The following is an 18,248-nucleotide window of genomic DNA, read 5'->3' as shown; positions in this document are numbered from 1 at the left end:
GCAGATCACGGGTTTGCGTTTGGTGTTTTTACAACTAAATGGCATTCTAGGCGCAGCAAAGGATCAAAAGCCATGTTGGAAAAGCGCAGTCACGTGACACCGGTTGACCCGGTCTGGACCCGTATCACCACCGAAGCTCAGGCGGCCGTCGAGAATGAGCCACTGATGGGTGGTCTGGTGCACGCCTGTATCCTGCACCACCGCAGCCTCGAGCGCGCCCTGTCTTACCGGGTGTCGGCCAAGTTGTGCTCGAACGAGATGTCGATGATGGTGCTGCGTGAAATCGTTGACGAAGCCTATGCGGATGACCTGTCGCTGATCGAAGCAGCGCGCGCGGACCTGATGGCTGTTTATGAACGTGACCCGGCGTGCCACCGTCTGTTGCAGCCGATCCTGTACTTCAAAGGGTATCAGGCGATGCAGGCCTATCGTGTGGCACATTGGCTGTGGCGCAAAGGCCGCCATGATTTGGCGTATTTCTTCCAGATGCGTTCGTCAGAGATTTTCGGGATCGACATTCACCCCGCTGCGCGTATCGGCAAGGGCATCATGATTGACCATGCCCATTCCATCGTGATCGGTGAAACGGCCGTGGTGGGCGACAACGTCTCTATGCTGCATTCGGTGACTCTCGGCGGAACCGGTAAGGAAGAAGAACAGCGTCACCCCACCATCGGTGATGGTGTGCTCATCGGCGCCGGGGCCAAGGTTCTGGGCAATATCGAGGTGGGCCATTGCAGCCGGATCGCCGCAGGGTCGGTGGTGCTGCAAGAGGTTCCAGCCTGCACGACCGTTGCCGGTATCCCCGCCAAGATTGTGGGTGAGGCCGGGTGTGATCAGCCGTCGATTTCGATGGATCACATGTTAGGCAAAGACAAGTAAGTCGAACCCTATAAACGAAGAAAGCCGCCTCGGGTCTGAGGCGGCTTTTTTGTTTTTGGGGTGGATCAGGCCAGCATAACCATCGGGTTTTCCAGATTGTCGACGATGGCCTGCAGCAGTTCGGCGCCCAGTGCGCCGTCAATCACCCGGTGATCGACAGACATGGTGACCGACATGACGGTGGCCACGGTCAGCTCTCCGTCATCGCCAACGACCGGTTTCTTGACGCCGGAGCCCACGGCCAGAATGCCGGCATGGGGCGGGTTCACGATGGCGTCGAAATTGTCGATGCCGAACATGCCGAGGTTCGAGATTGCAAACGTACCGCCCTGATACTCATGCGGCGCCAGCTTGCGTTCGCGGGCGCGGGAGGCGAGGTCTTTCATCTCGGTCGACAGCGCGGACAGTGACTTCATGTCAGCATCCTGCAGGACCGGCGTGAACAGGCCACCTTCAATCGCGACGGCGACCGCCACGTCCGAGGGCTTCAGCTGCAGAACCCGATCACCTGCCCAAACCGCGTTGCAGGCGGGAACTTGTTGCAGCGCGTTGGCAACGGCCTTGATGATGAAATCGTTGACGCTGAGCTTAACGCCCCGGCCTTCCAACTGCTTGTTCAACTGGCCGCGGAATTTCAGCAGCGCGTCCAGCTTGATGTCGCGGCGCAGATAGAAATGCGGAATGGTCTGCTTGGCTTCGCTGAGGCGTGCGGCGATGGTTTTGCGCATACCGTCGAGCTTGATTTCCTCGTATTCGCGACCTTCGTACATGCGAGCCACGGCATCTGCCGAAGGACCGGCCGGAGCAGCAGCGGGTGCTGCTGCTGTCGGGGCTGGCGCGGCCGCAGCCGGAGCTGCTGAGGCGCTTTCGACATCCGCCTTGACGATGCGGCCATGCGGGCCAGTGCCCGTGATCTGCGTCAGGTCCAGGCCTTTCTGCGCGGCAATCCTTCGGGCCAGAGGTGAAGCAAAGATACGACCGCCATCAGCTTTGGCCGGAGCTGCTGGTGCAGGGGCGGGCGCCTCGGACGCCGCTTGCGCGGCGGCCTCGTTGCCCGCGGCGGCTGCGGGGGCAGCCGCAGGGGCTGCGGCAGGCGCGGCAGAGATATCATCGGCGCTTTCGCCATCTTCCAGCAGAACCGCGATGGCAGTGTTGACCTTGACCCCTTCGGTGCCTTCAGGGATCAGGATCTTGCCGATGGTGCCTTCGTCGACGGCCTCGAACTCCATCGTGGCCTTGTCGGTTTCGATTTCGGCCAAAAGGTCGCCGGACGAGACGGTGTCGCCTTCCTTGACCAGCCATTTGGCGAGCGTGCCTTCCTCCATGGTCGGTGACAGGGCGGGCATCAGAATTTCGGTGGGCATGTTTTCATGTCCTCTTACTTCGAGAATGAGTAGATCAGCGATGCGATATCGATTAGGAGAATGGTCGCGCAGAAGGTCACGAAAACCCCCACGACCAACGAGCGCGCCTGTGAAACACGCGGATGGTTTTTTTCAAGCCATTCTGTGAACTGACCAAGTGCAGCTGCGTCGCTGTGTTGGATGGCCGCCAGATACTCCATACCCAATTGCAGGCGTTGCTGCTCGAGCACGATGTAAATGACCGAGGCATAGGATACGATGCAGGCGACGCACAACATTGTTCGGATGGGCCAAGCGCTTGTCAGGTTGCCTTCGACTGAAAGTAGATCGAATTGAATCTGGTCGAAGGCATCCAGGTTAAACGCAATGCTGACAAAGGAAACCAACAGGAACGCCGCACAGACATAAAGCAAGTTGCGGTTATTGTCCTTGCGTGCCGAGACAAGGCTTTCGAAAAGCCAGTCCACGCCAGCAGGATTATGTACGCTCCCGGTGGCCATTGCCTATCGATAGGTCACTTGCTTGACGGCGGCGATCACCTCATCGGTAGTGATCAGGGCCAGCTTTTCAAGGTTCGCTGCGTAGGGCATCGGAACATCCTTGCCGGTGCAGTTGATGACCGGGGCGTCGAGGTAGTCGAACGCCTCTTGCATCACGACGGACGAGATGTAGCTGCCGACCGAGCCTTGCGGCCAGCCCTCTTCGACGGTCACCAGACGGTTGGTCTTCATCACCGAGTTGATGATCGCGCCGGTGTCCATCGGGCGGATGGTGCGCAGGTCGATCACTTCAGCGCTGATGCCTTCCTCGGCCAGCTTGTCGGCGGCTTCCAGAGCGAACTGCATACCGATGCCAAAGCTGACGATGGTCACGTCCGAGCCTTCGCGCCAGATGCGCGCCTTGCCCAACGGGATGGTAAGGTCATCCACCTGCGGCACATCGAACGAGCGACCGTAGAGGATTTCGTTTTCCAGAAAGACCACCGGGTTGGGGTCGCGGATGGCTGATTTCAGCAGGCCTTTGGCATCAGCTGCCGAATACGGCATTACAACTTTCAAACCGGGCACCTGCATGTACCATGCGGCGTAGTCTTGGCTGTGCTGAGCGGCCACGCGGGCAGCGGCGCCGTTGGGGCCGCGGAACACGATCGGACAACCCATCTGACCGCCGGACATATAGAGTGTCTTTGCAGCCGAGTTGATGATCTGATCAATCGCCTGCATGGCGAAGTTGAAGGTCATGAACTCGACAATCGGTTTAAGGCCACCAAAGGCCGAACCAACCGCGATGCCGGCAAAACCGTGTTCGGTGATCGGGGTGTCGATCACGCGCTTGCCGCCGAATTCATCCAGCAGGCCTTGGGAGACCTTATATGCGCCCTGATATTCGGCGACTTCTTCACCCATCAGGAAGACGTCTTCGTCGCCGCGCATTTCTTCGGCCATAGCGTCGCGCAACGCTTCGCGGACGGTCTGCTGTGCCATCGGTGCGTCTGCGGGCCAGTCGGGCGACAGGTCTACGACCGGAGCGGCCGGGGCTGCGGCGGGAGCGGGGGCCTCAACCGCCACCGGGGCGGCCTCGGCCACCGCTGCAGCTGCAGGGGCAGCCGCGGGCAGGGCGGAGGCGTCTTCGCCTTCTTCGACCAGTACCGCGATGGGGGTGTTGACCTTGACCCCTTCGGTGCCCTCGGCGATCAGGATCTTGCCGACGATGCCTTCATCGACTGCTTCGAACTCCATCGTCGCCTTGTCGGTTTCGATCTCGGCCAGGATGTCGCCCGAGGATACAGTGTCGCCTTCCTTGACCAGCCATTTGGCCAGCGTGCCCTCTTCCATCGTGGGCGAAAGGGCGGGCATGAGAATTTCGGTTGCCATGTCTTAATCGTCCTCTCAGGCGTAAATGTCGGTCCAGAGCTCTTCGACGGAAGGCTCGGGGCTTTCTTTCGAGAATTCGGCGGCCTGGTTGACGATCTCTTTGATCTCTTTGTCGATCGCTTTCAGGTCATCCTCGGTTGCGTGCTTGCCGGCCAGCAGCAGCTCGCGCACATGTTCGATCGGGTCGCTTTGCTCGCGGACTTTCTGAACTTCTTCGCGGGTGCGGTACTTGGCCGGGTCGGACATCGAGTGGCCGCGATAGCGGTAGGTCTTGATTTCCAGGATGTAAGGGCCTTTGCCCGCGCGGCAGTGGGCGACGGCTTTCTCGCCAGCTTCCTTAACCGCCAGCACGTCCATACCGTTGACGATCTCGCCGGGGATGCCGAAGGCTTCGCCACGGTGGTAGATGTCCTTGGTCGAGGTCGAGCGCGCCTGCGCAGTGCCCATGGCGTATTGGTTGTTCTCAATCACGAAAACCACAGGCAGATCCCAGAGGGCGGCCATGTTGAAGGTTTCGTAGACCTGACCCTGGTTTGCCGCACCGTCACCGAAATAAGTGAAGGTCACGCCGCCGTTTTCCTTGTACTTATCGGCAAAGGCCAGACCCGCGCCCAGCGGAACCTGCGCGCCGACGATGCCGTGGCCGCCGTAGAAATGCTTCTCTTTCGAGAACATGTGCATCGAGCCGCCCTTACCTTTGGAGAGGCCTCCGATGCGCCCGGTCAATTCGGCCATCACGCCGCCCGGCTCCATCCCGCAAGCCAGCATGTGGCCGTGGTCACGGTATGAGGTGATGCGTTTGTCGCCTTCCTTGGCTGCGGCCTCAAGGCCCACAACAACGGCTTCCTGTCCGATGTAAAGGTGGCAGAACCCACCGATCAGACCCATGCCATAAAGCTGGCCCGCCTTTTCCTCGAATCGGCGGATCAGAAGCATTTCGCGGTAATAGGTTTTAAGCTCTTCCGCAGAAACATTTGGTTTCTTTGTGGTTTTTCGCGCAGCCATCGTGGCGATCTCCCCCTTTCGGACAGATAGTTTAGCGTTAAACTATCTCATAAAGCATTTCCGGCTTTCTGGCGAGGGGAAATGTGACGCAGCGTCCGGTCCTGCGGAAACAGGCCGCTTTTCGACGGTCAAGGTATTGGTGCGGTATGATTTTTTGAAGAAACTTGGCCGGATCAGCGAATGACAATCTCGTCCGAGCGGATCATACCCAGAACTGAGCGCGCCTGCTGATCCAGCAGATCGAGGTCCAGATAGGTATCTGACAGTCGGCGGGTCAGGTTTTCCATCTCGACGATCTCAGCCTCGAGCTTGTCCAGATCGCGTGACAGGGCGTCCCGTTCCGCCGCAATCTCGACCCGTCGGAACAGGCCATAGTCGCCCTGCACGGCAGCAAAGGTGAAATACACACCAAGCATAAACGCCACCATGAAGAAAACGACTGAGCCCAAGCCGGGCCGATGGGAACGGGACACTCTGTTTACCGCCGTATGAAGTCTGCCTCAATAACGTGCCCTTTTCGAGCATCTGACCGCACTATGTCACAGGTGATTCGGGTTGTGAATCCCCTGATTCGCAAATTTACAAATTTGTTAGCGGCGCGTTTTCATCGCCATGCGTTTAGCGCCTGATTGCGGGTCAGGGTCTGCTGTTCCATACAGGCCCAGTAGAACATCGGCGCAGCACTGCCGTCGCTTTTCAACTCAGGCTCACATGCGGCATCGCGGGCTCTTAGCCACGCGCGTTGCTCGGTCAGCAGGGTTTGCCCGTCTCCACGCGCATCTGCCAGAGGTTTGACCTCTTTCCAGATCCGGTTCAGTTCACGGTCGGCGATTTCCCATTTCTCCTTGGCGCAGAAATTCGCATCCAGCTGAGTCTGCCCGCCGCAGCTGGATTGGGCAACAGCGGGCAGGGGAAACAGGGCAATGATCAGGCAGGCAAAAACTCTCATGGCAAATTCTCCACCTTAAAGGGGAGAGTTTACCACGAGTTTTAACAAGCGCCCAATTCGCGTGGCTCAGCCTTCCAGCGCGGCAACGCCGGGCAGGGTTTTGCCTTCCATCCACTCAAGGAACGCGCCACCGGCTGTCGAGATGTACGAAAAGTCCTTGGCCGCGCCTGAGGCGTTCAGCGCGGCGACTGTGTCCCCGCCACCGGCGACCGACACCAACTGGCCCGAGCGGGTCATGGCGGCGGCTTTCAGCGCCGCGGCATTGGTGGCTGTGTCGAAAGGCTCGATCTCGAACGCACCCAGCGGGCCGTTCCAGATCAGGGTCTGGCTTTTGGCGAAGACCTCGGTGATTGCGGCAACGCTTTCGGGTCCGGCGTCCAGGATCATGCCGTCCTCGGGGCATCGGTCAGCGGGCAGTACCTGATGCGGGGCGCCTGCTTCGAACTTGTCCGCAACGACAATGTCGGTGGGCAGAACGATGGTGCAGCCCGCGCCTTCGGCTTTGGCCAGAATTTCAGCGGCGGTGTCTTTCATGATCCGCTCGGCCAGCGATTTCCCCACGTGCAGACCTTTGGCAACGAGGAAAGTGTTCGCCATGCCGCCGCCGATTACCAGATAATCCACCTTGGCGATCAGGTTGCCCAGCAGCTCGAGTTTGGTCGAAACCTTTGCACCGCCCACCACGGCGGTCACCGGGCGCTTGGGTGCACCCAGAGCACCTTCCAGCGCCTCAAGTTCGGCCTGCATCAGGCGGCCTGCACAAGCTGGCAGCAGGCGGGCTATGGCCTCGGTCGAACTGTGTGCACGGTGGGCGGCAGAGAACGCGTCATTGCAGTAAACGTCACCCAGTTTGGCCATGCCTGCGGCTAGATCCGCATCGTTTTTGGATTCGGCTGCGTGGAAGCGAGTGTTCTCAAGCAGCAACACCTGACCCGGTTGCAGTGCCTCGGCGGCCAGTTCGGCCTCGGTACCGACGCAATCGGCGGCAAACAGGACCGTGGCACCGAAGGCATCCTGTAGTGTGGGGACGAGTTGTTTCAGCGACAGGTTCTCGCGGCGCTCACCACCCGGACGCCCGAAATGCGCCAGCAGGATAGGTTTGCCGCCGGCTGCAATGATATCACGAACCGTCGGCACGATGCGCTGAATGCGGGTGGCGTCGGTCACGACCCCATCCACCACCGGAACGTTGATATCGACGCGCACCAGCACGCGTTTGCCGTTCAGGTCCATGTCGTCGAGAGTTTTCCAGCCCATCGTGCAATCCTCGGAAATGTGAAACAGATTTAGGCGGTTCTTTTCCTGCATTTTGCCCTCAGGTCAATGCGTCACTTGGCATTCGCGCGCCCGCATCATAGGTATTTGCGCAAGTTAAACGACAGGAGGGCCTCATGGCCGAGATCAAGGATCCCGAAAACACCATCATCATCGAGCTGAAAGACGGCAATGTCGTCATCGAATTGCTTCCGGACGTGGCCCCTCAACACAGCGCCCGGATGAAAGAGCTGGCCCGTGGTGGTGAGTATGACAATGTGGCCTTCCACCGTGTGATCGACGGTTTCATGGCGCAGACCGGCGACGTGCAGCATGGCGACATGGAAGACGGGTTCAATATTCGTATGGCGGGTACCGGTGGATCGTCGCTGCCGAACGTTCCGGCGGAGTTCTCGAAACTGCCGCATGATCGCGGCACGTTGGGCGCGGCGCGTTCGCAGAATCCAGACTCGGCCAACTCGCAGTTTTTCATCAACTTCAAGGACAACCACTTCCTGAACGGCCAGTACACCGTTTACGGTCGCGTCATCGACGGGATGGAGCATGTGGACGCCATCGTACGCGGAGAGCCGCCTGCGAGCCCGGATCGCATGATCAGCGTCAAGGTGGCGGCCGATGTATAAGCTGGCCGCTGCTTTCGTCCTTTTGGCCAGCCCCGCGCTGGCCACCGGGCTTCAGATCGAGATCGAAGGTGAGGGCGCCAACGGCACCGTCACTGTCGACCTGTTCGAAGACATTGCTCCTAAGCATGTTGAGCAGATCAGTGCTTTGGCTGCTGAAGGTAAATACGATGGCGTGGTGTTTCACCGCGTGATCGACGGCTTCATGGCGCAGACTGGCGATGTTGAATTTGGTCGTATCGGCGGCGATATGCGCCGCGCAGGTACAGGCGGGTCCGACCGCCCTGATCTACCTGCCGAGTTCTCAGACTATAACTATGACCGTGGTGTCGTGGGCATGGCGCGGGCACAGGACCCCGACAGTGCGAACTCGCAGTTCTTCATCATGTTCGAACCGGGTCCGTTCCTGAACGGTCAATACACGGTAGTTGGTCAGGTGACCGACGGCATGGATGTGGTCGATACGATCAAGCGGGGCGATGGCCCCAACGGTGCTGTCATCGGTCAGCCAGACGTGATGAAAAAAGTCACCGTCACCGAATAAACAAAAAAAGCCCCGACGCAGTCCGCTTCGGGGCTTTTTTAGGCTTAGTCGTCGCCCATTGCCTGCCAGATCAGCGCCCCGATGGCGGCACCAATCAGCGGAGCAACCCAGAACAGCCAAAGCTGACCAAGGGCCGGTGCATCAGCGAACAAAGCCACACCTGTGGACCGCGCTGGGTTGACCGACGTGTTCGTCACCGGGATCGAGATCAGGTGGATCAGCGTCAGGCAGAGGCCGATAGCGATCGGGGCGAACCCGTCGGGTGCAAAGTTGGACGTTGCGCCAAGAATGACGATGATAAAGAACGCGGTCATCACTATCTCGATCACCAAAGCGGACATCATCGAATAGCCTTCGGGTGATGCTTCGCCATACCCGTTCGAGGCAAATCCCCCGACGCCTTCAAACCCCGGGGCACCGCTGACGATCAGATACAGGACCGCTGCGGCGGCAATCGCGCCGATCACCTGTGCGATCCAGTAAGAGATCAGGTCCTTAGCCGGAAACCTGCCGCCGATCATCAGTCCAAGGCTGACCGCCGGGTTGAAATGCCCGCCCGAAATGTGACCGACCGCATACGCCATGGTCAGAACCGTAAGGCCGAAGGCAAAGGAAACACCCAGCCAGCCGATGCCCACATCGGCAACACCTGCTGCCAGAACAGCGCTGCCGCAACCGCCCAGCACCAACCAGAACGTGCCGAAAAACTCGGCCATTAGTTTTGATGGCATGAAAAATCCTCCTGAAAACACTGATTTAAGGTTAATTCAAAAATCGCTTTTTGTGAAACAGTGGAAATGGGGAAATTTCAAACACAGCTTTCAGAAATAAACCACCGTGTTTGACCGGACAGCTAGTCCCAAGTCGCGGGATCTAGCCGAAACAGTTTTGACAACTGTTCGTATACCTCCGGAACAGCCGCTTTCAGCTGCCGCGGCTGTTCAAAAAAGACCTCTACCGAGACAGCAAAAAACTCCTCGTGGCCGGTCGCTCCATAAGGATCAATGACGGTGTGTTGGCCGTGTTCAACCGCGCGCACATGGGCATCATAGGCGGTCAGAAAGACACGTTCCCATTCGGCAAAGCTCTGCCCGTCGCTGAGGATCGGAACGCCGTTGGTGCCCCCCGAGAGGTCGTCGACCTGATGCGCAAATTCGTGCAGCACGACGTTCTGTCCGTCATGGTCATTGATCGCTCCCGCCTTGCTGTGCCGCCACGACAGGATCACCGGTCCGCGATCCCAGCTTTCGCCGGTGCGCACGATTTCCTTCTCGCTGACGACATACCCTTCCTGCCGGCGCTGGCGCGACTTAAAGGCGTTGGGATAGATCAGGATCGTCGTCAGATGGTCATACCAGAGGTCGCTGTTCACCAACAGCAGGCTGGCTTGCGCGGCGATAGCCAGCTCCATCTCTTCGGTGACCTCCAGTCCGTCGCAGCCGTGGAATTGCACCTGATCCAGAAACAGGTTCACCTTGCCGTCCAGCTTGGCCCGCAGATCAGCGGGCAGGCGGCAGATCAGCGGCACCTGCTGTTCGATCACGCTGCGTTGGTGGTTGGTCAGGGGGGTGGCCAGCAACTCTTGTCGCGCCTGCGACCTAGACCAGTGGCGGTACAGGAAAAAGCCCGCGATCAGCAGCAAGATTGAGAAAAAGATCAACATGTCAGAACCCTATACCGACTACGCCGGTCAGCAAGGGCAAAAGAAAAACGCCGCAGGGTATCCAGCGGCGTTTGTTCATTCGGACATCGGAGCAGTGTTACTGCTTGACCTCTGCCGCCGGGTTGGCGCCGGGCTTGGCGCTGCGGCCCGGGTTCAGCGGGTCGTCCTGACGCTGCACCGAACCTTCGAAATGCGCGCCGCTTTCGATAGCGATGGTCTTGTGGATGATGTCGCCTTCGACACGCGCGGTCGAGGTCAGACGCACTTTCAGGCCACGTACGCGGCCCACGATGCGACCATTGATCACGACGTCATCGGCGGTGACTTCGCCTTTGATGGTGGCGGTTTCGCCGATGGTCAGCAGATGCGCACGGATATCGCCTTCGACCGTGCCTTCGACCTGAATGTCACCGGTGGTTTTCATGTTGCCGGTGATGTGCAGATCCGAGGACAGAACCGATGCCGGAGGCTTGGGCTTGGGCGCAGTGCTGGCCTTGGTTTCCGCCGGTGCAGGGGTCGCCGGTGTGGCCGGAGCGGCAGGTTTCGCCGCCTCGGGTGCATTTGATCCGGGCTCGTTGATTTTGCTCTTAGAAAACATTTCTCGCAGCCTTGATGTAAGTCATTGGGTTTACAGGTTTTCCGTTTACGCGCACCTCATAGTGCAGATGCGTTCCGGTAGACCGTCCGGTGCTACCCATATCAGCAATATGTTCCCCGCGCGAGACCCTTTGACCAACCTTGACGCGGATCTTGGTGTTATGAGCATAAAGTGTCTCAATTCCAAAGGCGTGACGGATCTTTACCATTCGCCCGAAACCGGATTGCCAGCCTGCATGTGTGACGACACCATCTGCGGTGGCGAAGATATCCGTGCCCTGAGGACCGGCGAAGTCGACGCCATTATGCATGCGTCGACCGCCGGTTTTAGGGTCGCGGCGCGTACCGAAACCGCTCGTAAACCGCACCACGGAACTTACGGGATTGGCAAACGGAGCTTTTTCGGCAGCAATGCGGTACAGGTTCAGCTGATCCATCTGTTGCAGCAAAACATTTGCGCGGATTTCGTCGGGGGTCAGGTCCTCACCGCGCGTGCTGAAAGAGATGGGTGTCAGCGGTCCGCCCATACCGCTGTAACCGCGGCGGACCTCTTCAATAATACGGTCGGTAGGCATACCGGCCTGGCGGAACATCTTGTCCAGTGGTTCGACCGAGATCACCATCGCCTCTTCCAATTGGCGGAAGATCTCGTCGCTGCGTTCCTGCATCAGCTGGATTTCCAGTTCAAGCTCGTCGCGCTGATCCAGTGCGTCCTTGGCATCTGCCGCAATCTGATCGCGCTCTTGCGCGGTGCGGGTTAGTGCCTCGGTCATGAAATTCATTTGTTCGGGGGCGGCTAATGCGGTGACGTACATTTCGCCGTCATCGGCCTCGACCTGAACGCTGGCCAGTTCGGTGCGGGCCTCTTCGCGCTGCTTCATGGTGGCGCGTAGGGTGGTTTGGATCACCTCAATCCCGGTCTCAAGCTCTCGGCGACGGTTTTCCGAGGCCAGAAGTTCCGACTGCATCGCCGAGATCTGTTTCAGCGCCGCATTGAACCGGTCCTGCGCGGCCAGTGCTTCCTGGGCACGGGCATCACGTTCGGCAGACAGGATGTTCAGACGTTCCTGATAGGTTGCCTGGTCCCGCTTGGCCTGTTCGCGGAAGTTGCCCGATCCGATGCTGTCCATCAGCAGAATTGCCGTGGCCACTGCGGTCCAGCCAACAATTACCGCCACACCGGCGACGGCTGCGATTTGGGTTTCCGAACTCAGCCGAATGAACCGCGTGTCGTTGTCAGATTTCAGAAAAACCCGGCGTTCCGGGAAATGCCGCTCGAGCAGTGAGTGTAGTTTGATTGCCAGACGTGTTCGCACGCGTCTTCACCTCTCATCCCCAAGATCGGGACCGGTCGTGAGTGATAGCCGTCCCTTGGGCGAACTGCATAGAGGGCGCGTTTGCTTTGGGCAAGTTTGTTAACTAGTTCACACAACAATGCAGGGAATTCCCGCCAATTCTCGGCGGGAAATTGCCGATAACGTCAACTTGAGCAGGCTTACTGCGCGGCACCGGGCGGTGGCAGGTCTTCGGTCAGCGGCCAGTAGAAGTCAGGGGGCAACCCAGCCTCGGCTCGTTTTTCCTCGTTGAACGGAGGTTTCAACGCGCCGTGGAAGTACCGCCGCACCAGTTGGTGAAACACGTTCTTGGGGTCGGCGTTTTCACGCCCGCACAGGAAATGGAACCATTTCGAGCCATAGGCTACATGTCCGACTTCTTCTGCGTAGATGACTTCCAGCGCGGCGATGGCCTGCTCGTCCTTGGCCTTGCGAAAGATATCGATCATGCCGGGGGTCACGTCCAGACCGCGGGCTTCAAGCACCATTGGCACCACGGCCAGCCGTCCCATCAGGTCTTCAGTGGTGTCCTCGGCTGCACGCCACATTCCGGCATGGGCGGGCAGGGCGCCATAGTGGCTGCCCCTACTCTCAAGGCAATCGCACACCATCTCGAAATGGCGCGATTCCTCCTCGGCGCATTTGACCCAGTCGTCGTAGAATCCGATCGGCATCGGCACGTGACCAAAGCGGGCGATGATGTCCCAATGCAGGTCAACTGCGTTCAACTCGATATGCGCAACCGCGTGCAGCAGGGCAATCCGACCTGCTTCGGTTCCGGGTTTGCGTTTCGGGACCTCGCGCGGAGACAACAATTCCGGTCGATCCGGCCGTGCCGGTTGCAACGGGGGCGTCGAGGTGCCGATCTCAATCTCGGGCGCGTCCTCCTTGCGCGATGCAAACCACGCCGCGGCATATCGTTTGGACAGGGCGGTCTTTTCCCGCCCATCCGCTGTGGTCAGAACTTCGGTCGCCATCTGGGTCAGTGTTTTCGACACTGGTTTTCTCCGCTTGGTCAGGTGAGCGGGTCTTAGACCGGATGGCGACCGTGGTCGAGAGGGGTCACAGGGTGCGCACGGCCTCCAGCACCTCATCCACGTGGCCCGGCACTTTGACCTTGCGCCAGACGCGGGCAATCTTGCCTTCGGCGTCGATGATAAAGGTCGAACGCTCGATCCCCATCGACTTGCGCCCGTACATGTTCTTTTCCACCCACACGCCGTAGTCCTCGCATACCGAGGAGCCCTCATCCGACAAAAGCGGCGTGGTCAGGCTGTGCTTGGCGACAAACTTGTCGTGCTTGGCGACGCTATCGCGTGAGATGCCGAAAACTTGAGCGCCCGCATCGGCAAATGCTTGAAGTTGTTCCGAGAAACCGATGGATTCCTTGGTGCAGCCCGGCGTATCATCACGAGGATAGAAAAAAAGAACCACGGTGCTGCCGCGCAGGGCTGACAAGGTGACCTCGCCACCTCCGTCGCGGGGCAAAGTGAAATCAGGGGCGATGTCTGAAACGTCGGGCATTGGAAACTCCGCTAAAGTTTTTTAAGGGCTGCCCGTCATCATAGGGCGGCGTAAGCGGGTTGGAAGGCGTGGATAGAAAATTGGTGCAGCACGAGGAAAAAAGTGCGGCTCAGCCGGAGGAACCTCCGCGTCGTCGCCGATCGCGTCGCCGTAAAGCTGCGCATTTCTCTGGCTGGACGGTTTTGTCGCTGGGTTTGCTTGTGTTTGCTGGCTGGTTCTTTCTGTTCGGCCAAAATCTACACGCGCCGGAATGGGTGCGCCATAAGGTGGAGCAAAGGCTGGAGCAAAGTCTGGGTGGCCTGAAGTTCAGCTTTGGGGATGCCAGCTTTATCGTCAACGAAGAATGGCGTCCCCGTCTGCAATTGACAGATGTGACAATCAGTGATGCAGCGGGACAGCAGATCGCGCGGGTTTCAGAATTGCAGACCCGATTGTCCATGCGTGGTTTGCTTCGAGGGCAGATTCGCCCGCGCCGTATCACTGTTCGGGATGCGCAATTCGATCTGACCCGGGGGCTGGACGGGGCATTGTCGCTGACCGTTGGGTCAGGAAGCGCCCCGGTACAGGAAGCACCTGATCTGGCGCAACTGATTGAGCAATCGGACGAGGTGTTTCTTTCACCTATCCTATCGGGGCTTCGATCGGTCGATTTGGAATCCCTCACAATTGATTTCAAAGACCTTCGCTTAGGTCGCGCCTGGGTTTTTGACGGAGGTCACATTACGGCCACCCGAACAGGCGATGAAATGCATCTGGCCACCGGGTTTTCGGTTCTGACCGGGCGCGAATATGCCAGTTCTGTCGAAGCAAACTATACCAGTGTCCTGGGTACTCCTCAGGCGAGTTTTGGCGTTGCGATCACCGATCTGCCTGCCGAAGATATCGCCAGCCAGAGTCTTGCTTTGTCATGGCTGCAGGTCCTCAAGGCACCAATCTCGGGCGCGTTGCGTGGAAGTGTCGATAGTAACTCGGCGCTGGGACCGGTCTTCGCGACATTAAACCTTGGCGCAGGGGCGGTTCAGCCGACGCAGGAAACACGTCCGATCCCGTTCGAGTCAGCCAGAACTTACTTCACCTACACCCCCAACCGTAAAGAGTTGGATTTCAACGAAGTATCGGTGGTTTCGGCTTGGGGATCGTTTCAGGGTGAGGGTAAGGCCTTTCTAGACGGTATCGAGACCGGCACTCTGGAAAGCCTGACCTCACAATTGAGCTTCAGCAGCATCAACATCAACCCGGCCAACCTTTTCCCGGAACCGCTGAAACTGGCGCGTGCCGAGTTGGACATGCAAATGAAACTGGCCCCGTTCGAGCTGCGTTTAGGTCAAATCATGGTTGCAGATGCCAATTACCGATTGCTGGGCTCGGGTAAACTGACGGGCGAAAAAGATGGTTGGGCGGTACAGGTGGATGCGCATCTGGACAATATGAATGCAGATCAGTTGTTGAACTATTGGCCGGACCGTCTGGCGCCGAAGCCGCGGATTTGGGTTGCCGAGAATCTGTATGAGGGCCAATTTTCGGACGTGGATTTTGCCTTGCGGCTGCAACCAGCGCACAAGCCGGACATCTATCTGGACTTTGGGTTCGAGAAAGCAAAGATCCGCTTTGCCAAGACACTGCCGCCACTCGAGAACGCACAAGGGCAGGCCAGTCTGATCAATGACCGTTTCACGGCCACGGCGGAAAAAGGCGTTGTTGTTGCTGACAAGGGCGGAGCGGTTGATGCGACGGGCACCTCATTCATTATTCCTGATACGGGCATTAAAGGGGTGTCTCCGTCGATTACCCGTATCGCCGCCAAAGGGAGCGTTACGGCGGCAATGTCGCTACTTGACCGGCCGCCGCTTGAGTTGCTGACCAAGGCGAACCTGCCAGTCGATTTGGCCGAAGGTGAGGTGGACCTGACCGGAACGTTGGCTCTGCCGTTGAAAAAGGGTCTTAAATTCGAAGAGGCCGAGTTCCACTTTGCTGGCGAGATTGATGACGTACAAAGTGACAAGCTGGTGCCTGGGTTTTCAGTCAGTGCCGCTCGGCTTGAGTTGGTGGGCGATCAGACTGAGGTCGCTGTTTCGGGCAATGGTTTGTTTGGAGATGTTCCGCTTCGGGCTACATGGCGGCAGCCCATCGGCGGCACCGAACCACAGCGAAGCGAATTGACGGGGCAGATAGAACTGTCCCCCCGCCTTATGACCGAATTGAAAGCTGGACTGCCGAAGGGGATGCTGACAGGGCAGGGCACTGCGGATATCGCGCTGGGCATTGGTGCAGGAACGCCACCGAAACTGACGGCGTCCTCTGATTTGGCAGGCGTGACGTTGTCCATTCCTGAACTGGGCTGGCGTAAGGGGCCGGGCACAACCGGTACTATGACAGTTGCGGCGACGCTGGGAGAGAACCTGCGCGTGGACGAACTCAAGCTCAACGCCGCCGGGCTGCGTACAACCGCATCAATCTCGTTTCGCGATGGAGATTTTGACCGTGTGAGTTTCAGCTCATTTGATCTAGGCAATTGGTTAGCGGTTCCGGCCGAACTGGTCAGCAGGGGCTCTGCGTTGCCGGATATTCGTGTGTTGGGTGGTGTCATGAATCTGGGGCGGGCGACCTTTGGCAGTAGCGGTAGTGGCGGTGGTTCCGGCGCTGGTCCTCGGTTGGACGTAACATTGGATCGCCTGCAAATCACCGAAACCATAGCGCTGACTGGCTTCAAAGGCGATTTTCAGACAACTGGGGGCGTCAAAGGCTCCTTCACTGCTGGCGTCAACGGGGGAGCTTTAGTGCGGGGGCAGGTCGCACCTCGGGCAAGCCGTAGTGCGGTAACACTGACCTCGGGCGATGCAGGGGCAGTCTTGCGGTCAGCCGGGATGATCACACAAGCGCGGGGAGGGTCCCTTGATTTGCAACTTGAACCAATCGCGGGGCCCGGCAATTACGATGTTAATGTGAAGATCAAAAATACTCGCATCAAGGATGCACCAGCTATGGCGGCGCTGTTGAACGCCATCAGCCTTGTTGGTTTGCTGGATGAAATGGCCGGGCAGGGCATCTATTTTGCCACCATCGAAAGCCGCATGCGCATCACCCCGACTCAGGTAAAGGTACTCAGCGGCAGTGCCGTCGGGCCGTCGATGGGCCTGTCGTTTGACGGCACCATAGACACGGTTTCCGGGATGCTGAATTTGCGCGGTGCGATCTCTCCGATCTACCTGGTCAACGCGATTGGCAGTGTTTTTACCAAAAAAGGCGAGGGCGTCATTGGGTTCAACTACACTCTCACGGGGCCGTTGCGACAGCCGAAAGTAACCGTTAATCCGCTGTCCGGTCTGGCACCGCTGTTTCTGCGTAACCTGTTAAGAGCCCCCGCACCCACAGTGTCTGATGGACCAAACGCGCAGCCCGTGAAACCGGAAGAACCAAAACGAACTTTTGGATCAAGTGCAGAGGACCGTTGAAACGGGATAGGGGGCGCTGTATGGCGCGGCCATGAAACTCAGCGATTTTGATTTCCACCTGCCCGAAGACCTGATTGCCACGCGGCCTGCCAACCCGCGATCGTCGGCGCGTTTGCTGGTGGCCAATGGCGACGTGGTTTCGGACGCGCATGTGTTCGACCTGCCCGATTGGCTGCGACCCGGTGATCGGTTGGTGCTGAACGACACGCGCGTGATACCCGCACGTCTGAACGGTCGTCGTCACCGCGACAGCGCGCAGGGGCCGGTGTCTGCAGCGATCGAGGCGACTCTTCTGGACCCGCAGGCCGATGGCACATGGGCAGCGCTGATCAAGCCGCTTAAAAAGGTCAAACTGGGTGAAGAGATTCAGTTCTCTGCTGACCTGAGTGCCGCGCTGGAACGGGTAGATGACGGGCAGGCTTATTTGCGGTTCAACATGACGGGCGATGATTTCGATGCCGCGCTGGAACAAGCGGGTGCGATGCCGCTGCCGCCTTACATCGCAGCCAAACGTCCGGCGGATGAGCAGGACAAGACCGACTACCAAACGATCTGGGCGCGCAACTCGGGTGCGGTCGCGGCGCCCACTGCCTCGCTACATTTCGATGAGGCATTGATGCAGGCACTTCAGGCCCGCGGTGTAACGTTCAGCCATGTGACCCTGCATGTTGGCGCGGGGACTTTCCTGCCGGTCAAGGTCGAGGACGTCACAACCCATAAGATGCATGCCGAATGGGGCAGGGTCAGCGCCACCGCTACTGAGGAAATCCGAACCACCAAAGCCGCTGGTGGGCGGGTCATCCCGGTCGGCACCACGGCGCTGCGCCTGATCGAAAGCGCAGCGCGCTCGGGTCAGATCGAACCGTGGGAGGGTGAAACCGACATTTTCATCTATCCCGGCTTCCAATTCCACGTCACCGACGCACTGATGACCAATTTCCACCTGCCAAAATCTACATTGTTGATGCTAGTTTCGGCTTTGATGGGGCAAGATCGCATGCGCAACGTGTATGCCCATGCAATTGAACAGAAGTACCGGTTCTTCTCATACGGAGACGCGTCGCTTTTGATCCCATAAGGGACGCGATGTCGGGATCACGCCTTCGCAATGTCGTAGACAAGCGCGTTCAGAGCAGTTTTTCATATCAAAACGAATCCTTAAGTC

The 18,248-nt window shown here is 58.7% G+C and carries 18 protein-coding genes; 5 read left to right on the top strand and 13 right to left on the bottom strand.

Going from position 1 to position 18,248, the window contains the following annotated elements; translation table 11 throughout:
* The first annotated feature begins 72 nt into the window (after positions 1-72).
* Positions 73-882, top strand: a complete 810-nt coding sequence (gene cysE, locus GOW98_RS01050) for a serine O-acetyltransferase (protein ID WP_170329207.1) — start codon at positions 73-75, stop codon at positions 880-882.
* Positions 883-947: 65 nt separating this feature from the next.
* Here cysE and GOW98_RS01045 read toward each other — a convergent pair whose 3' ends face one another.
* From GOW98_RS01045 to GOW98_RS01015, 7 genes are all read right to left on the bottom strand, one after another.
* Complete coding sequence (locus GOW98_RS01045) at positions 948-2,246, bottom strand: pyruvate dehydrogenase complex dihydrolipoamide acetyltransferase (protein ID WP_170329206.1); 1,299 nt, start codon at positions 2,244-2,246, stop codon at positions 948-950.
* Between the two features lie 14 nt (positions 2,247-2,260).
* Positions 2,261-2,746 (bottom strand): hypothetical protein, encoded by a 486-nt coding sequence (locus tag GOW98_RS01040; RefSeq protein WP_170329205.1) that lies wholly within the window; start codon positions 2,744-2,746, stop codon positions 2,261-2,263.
* 3 nt (positions 2,747-2,749) lie between these two features.
* The gene (locus tag GOW98_RS01035; protein WP_170329204.1) at positions 2,750-4,120 is read right to left on the bottom strand and encodes a pyruvate dehydrogenase complex E1 component subunit beta; all 1,371 of its coding nucleotides are present in this window, start codon (positions 4,118-4,120) and stop codon (positions 2,750-2,752) included.
* 15 nt (positions 4,121-4,135) lie between these two features.
* On the bottom strand, positions 4,136-5,125 hold the full coding sequence (pdhA, locus tag GOW98_RS01030) for a pyruvate dehydrogenase (acetyl-transferring) E1 component subunit alpha (protein ID WP_170325277.1): 990 nt from the start codon (positions 5,123-5,125) through the stop codon (positions 4,136-4,138).
* 173 nt (positions 5,126-5,298) lie between these two features.
* Positions 5,299-5,598, bottom strand: a complete 300-nt coding sequence (locus GOW98_RS01025; RefSeq protein WP_170329203.1) for an FtsB family cell division protein — start codon at positions 5,596-5,598, stop codon at positions 5,299-5,301.
* Between the two features lie 131 nt (positions 5,599-5,729).
* A complete protein-coding gene (locus tag GOW98_RS01020) occupies positions 5,730-6,074 on the bottom strand; it encodes a lysozyme inhibitor LprI family protein (RefSeq protein WP_170329202.1) in 345 nt (114 codons plus the stop codon).
* A gap of 66 nt (positions 6,075-6,140) precedes the next feature.
* Entirely contained in the window at positions 6,141-7,331 is a 1,191-nt protein-coding gene (locus GOW98_RS01015; protein ID WP_170329444.1) for a phosphoglycerate kinase, read from the bottom strand.
* Positions 7,332-7,465: 134 nt separating this feature from the next.
* Here GOW98_RS01015 and GOW98_RS01010 point away from each other — a divergent pair, with 134 nt between their 5' ends.
* Together GOW98_RS01010 and GOW98_RS01005 are read left to right on the top strand one after the other, a co-directional pair.
* Entirely contained in the window at positions 7,466-7,972 is a 507-nt protein-coding gene (locus tag GOW98_RS01010; RefSeq protein ID WP_170329201.1) for a peptidylprolyl isomerase, read from the top strand.
* Positions 7,965-8,513, top strand: coding sequence for a peptidylprolyl isomerase (locus GOW98_RS01005; RefSeq protein WP_170329200.1), 549 nt, complete (start codon positions 7,965-7,967; stop codon positions 8,511-8,513). The genes GOW98_RS01010 and GOW98_RS01005 overlap by 8 nt, the downstream gene beginning before the upstream one ends.
* A 44-nt stretch (positions 8,514-8,557) precedes the next feature.
* Here the strand turns inward: GOW98_RS01005 and aqpZ are convergent, their stop codons facing one another.
* The 6 genes from aqpZ to GOW98_RS00975 form a co-directional block, all read right to left on the bottom strand.
* Positions 8,558-9,244 carry an aquaporin Z gene (gene aqpZ, locus GOW98_RS01000; RefSeq protein ID WP_170329199.1) on the bottom strand — a complete coding sequence of 229 codons (687 nt, stop codon included), beginning with the start codon at positions 9,242-9,244 and terminating at the stop codon, positions 8,558-8,560.
* 122 nt (positions 9,245-9,366) lie between these two features.
* Positions 9,367-10,176: a zinc-dependent peptidase gene (locus GOW98_RS00995; RefSeq protein ID WP_170329198.1), complete on the bottom strand. Its 810-nt coding sequence runs from the start codon at positions 10,174-10,176 to the stop codon at positions 9,367-9,369.
* 97 nt (positions 10,177-10,273) lie between these two features.
* On the bottom strand, positions 10,274-10,774 hold the full coding sequence (locus tag GOW98_RS00990; RefSeq protein ID WP_170329197.1) for a bactofilin family protein: 501 nt from the start codon (positions 10,772-10,774) through the stop codon (positions 10,274-10,276).
* Positions 10,764-12,089: a DUF5930 domain-containing protein gene (locus tag GOW98_RS00985; protein WP_170329196.1), complete on the bottom strand. Its 1,326-nt coding sequence runs from the start codon at positions 12,087-12,089 to the stop codon at positions 10,764-10,766. The genes GOW98_RS00990 and GOW98_RS00985 overlap by 11 nt, the downstream gene beginning before the upstream one ends.
* 179 nt (positions 12,090-12,268) lie before the next feature.
* Positions 12,269-13,084, bottom strand: a complete 816-nt coding sequence (locus tag GOW98_RS00980) for a ferritin-like domain-containing protein (RefSeq protein ID WP_170329443.1) — start codon at positions 13,082-13,084, stop codon at positions 12,269-12,271.
* A gap of 85 nt (positions 13,085-13,169) precedes the next feature.
* Positions 13,170-13,631 (bottom strand): peroxiredoxin, encoded by a 462-nt coding sequence (locus GOW98_RS00975; RefSeq protein WP_170329194.1) that lies wholly within the window; start codon positions 13,629-13,631, stop codon positions 13,170-13,172.
* 68 nt (positions 13,632-13,699) lie between these two features.
* On the opposite strand from GOW98_RS00975, the gene GOW98_RS00970 reads away from it, so the two are divergent.
* A complete protein-coding gene (locus GOW98_RS00970) occupies positions 13,700-17,083 on the top strand; it encodes a YhdP family protein (protein ID WP_367646780.1) in 3,384 nt (1,127 codons plus the stop codon).
* Between the two features lie 31 nt (positions 17,084-17,114).
* The gene (gene queA / locus GOW98_RS00965; protein WP_170329190.1) at positions 17,115-18,161 is read left to right on the top strand and encodes a tRNA preQ1(34) S-adenosylmethionine ribosyltransferase-isomerase QueA; all 1,047 of its coding nucleotides are present in this window, start codon (positions 17,115-17,117) and stop codon (positions 18,159-18,161) included.
* The last annotated feature ends 87 nt before the right edge of the window (positions 18,162-18,248 follow it).

The sequence above is a fragment of the Ruegeria arenilitoris genome, assembly GCF_013032445.1.
GTDB classification, from domain to species: domain Bacteria; phylum Pseudomonadota; class Alphaproteobacteria; order Rhodobacterales; family Rhodobacteraceae; genus Ruegeria; species Ruegeria arenilitoris_F.
This window is presented reverse-complemented; position numbering and strand designations above follow the sequence as displayed.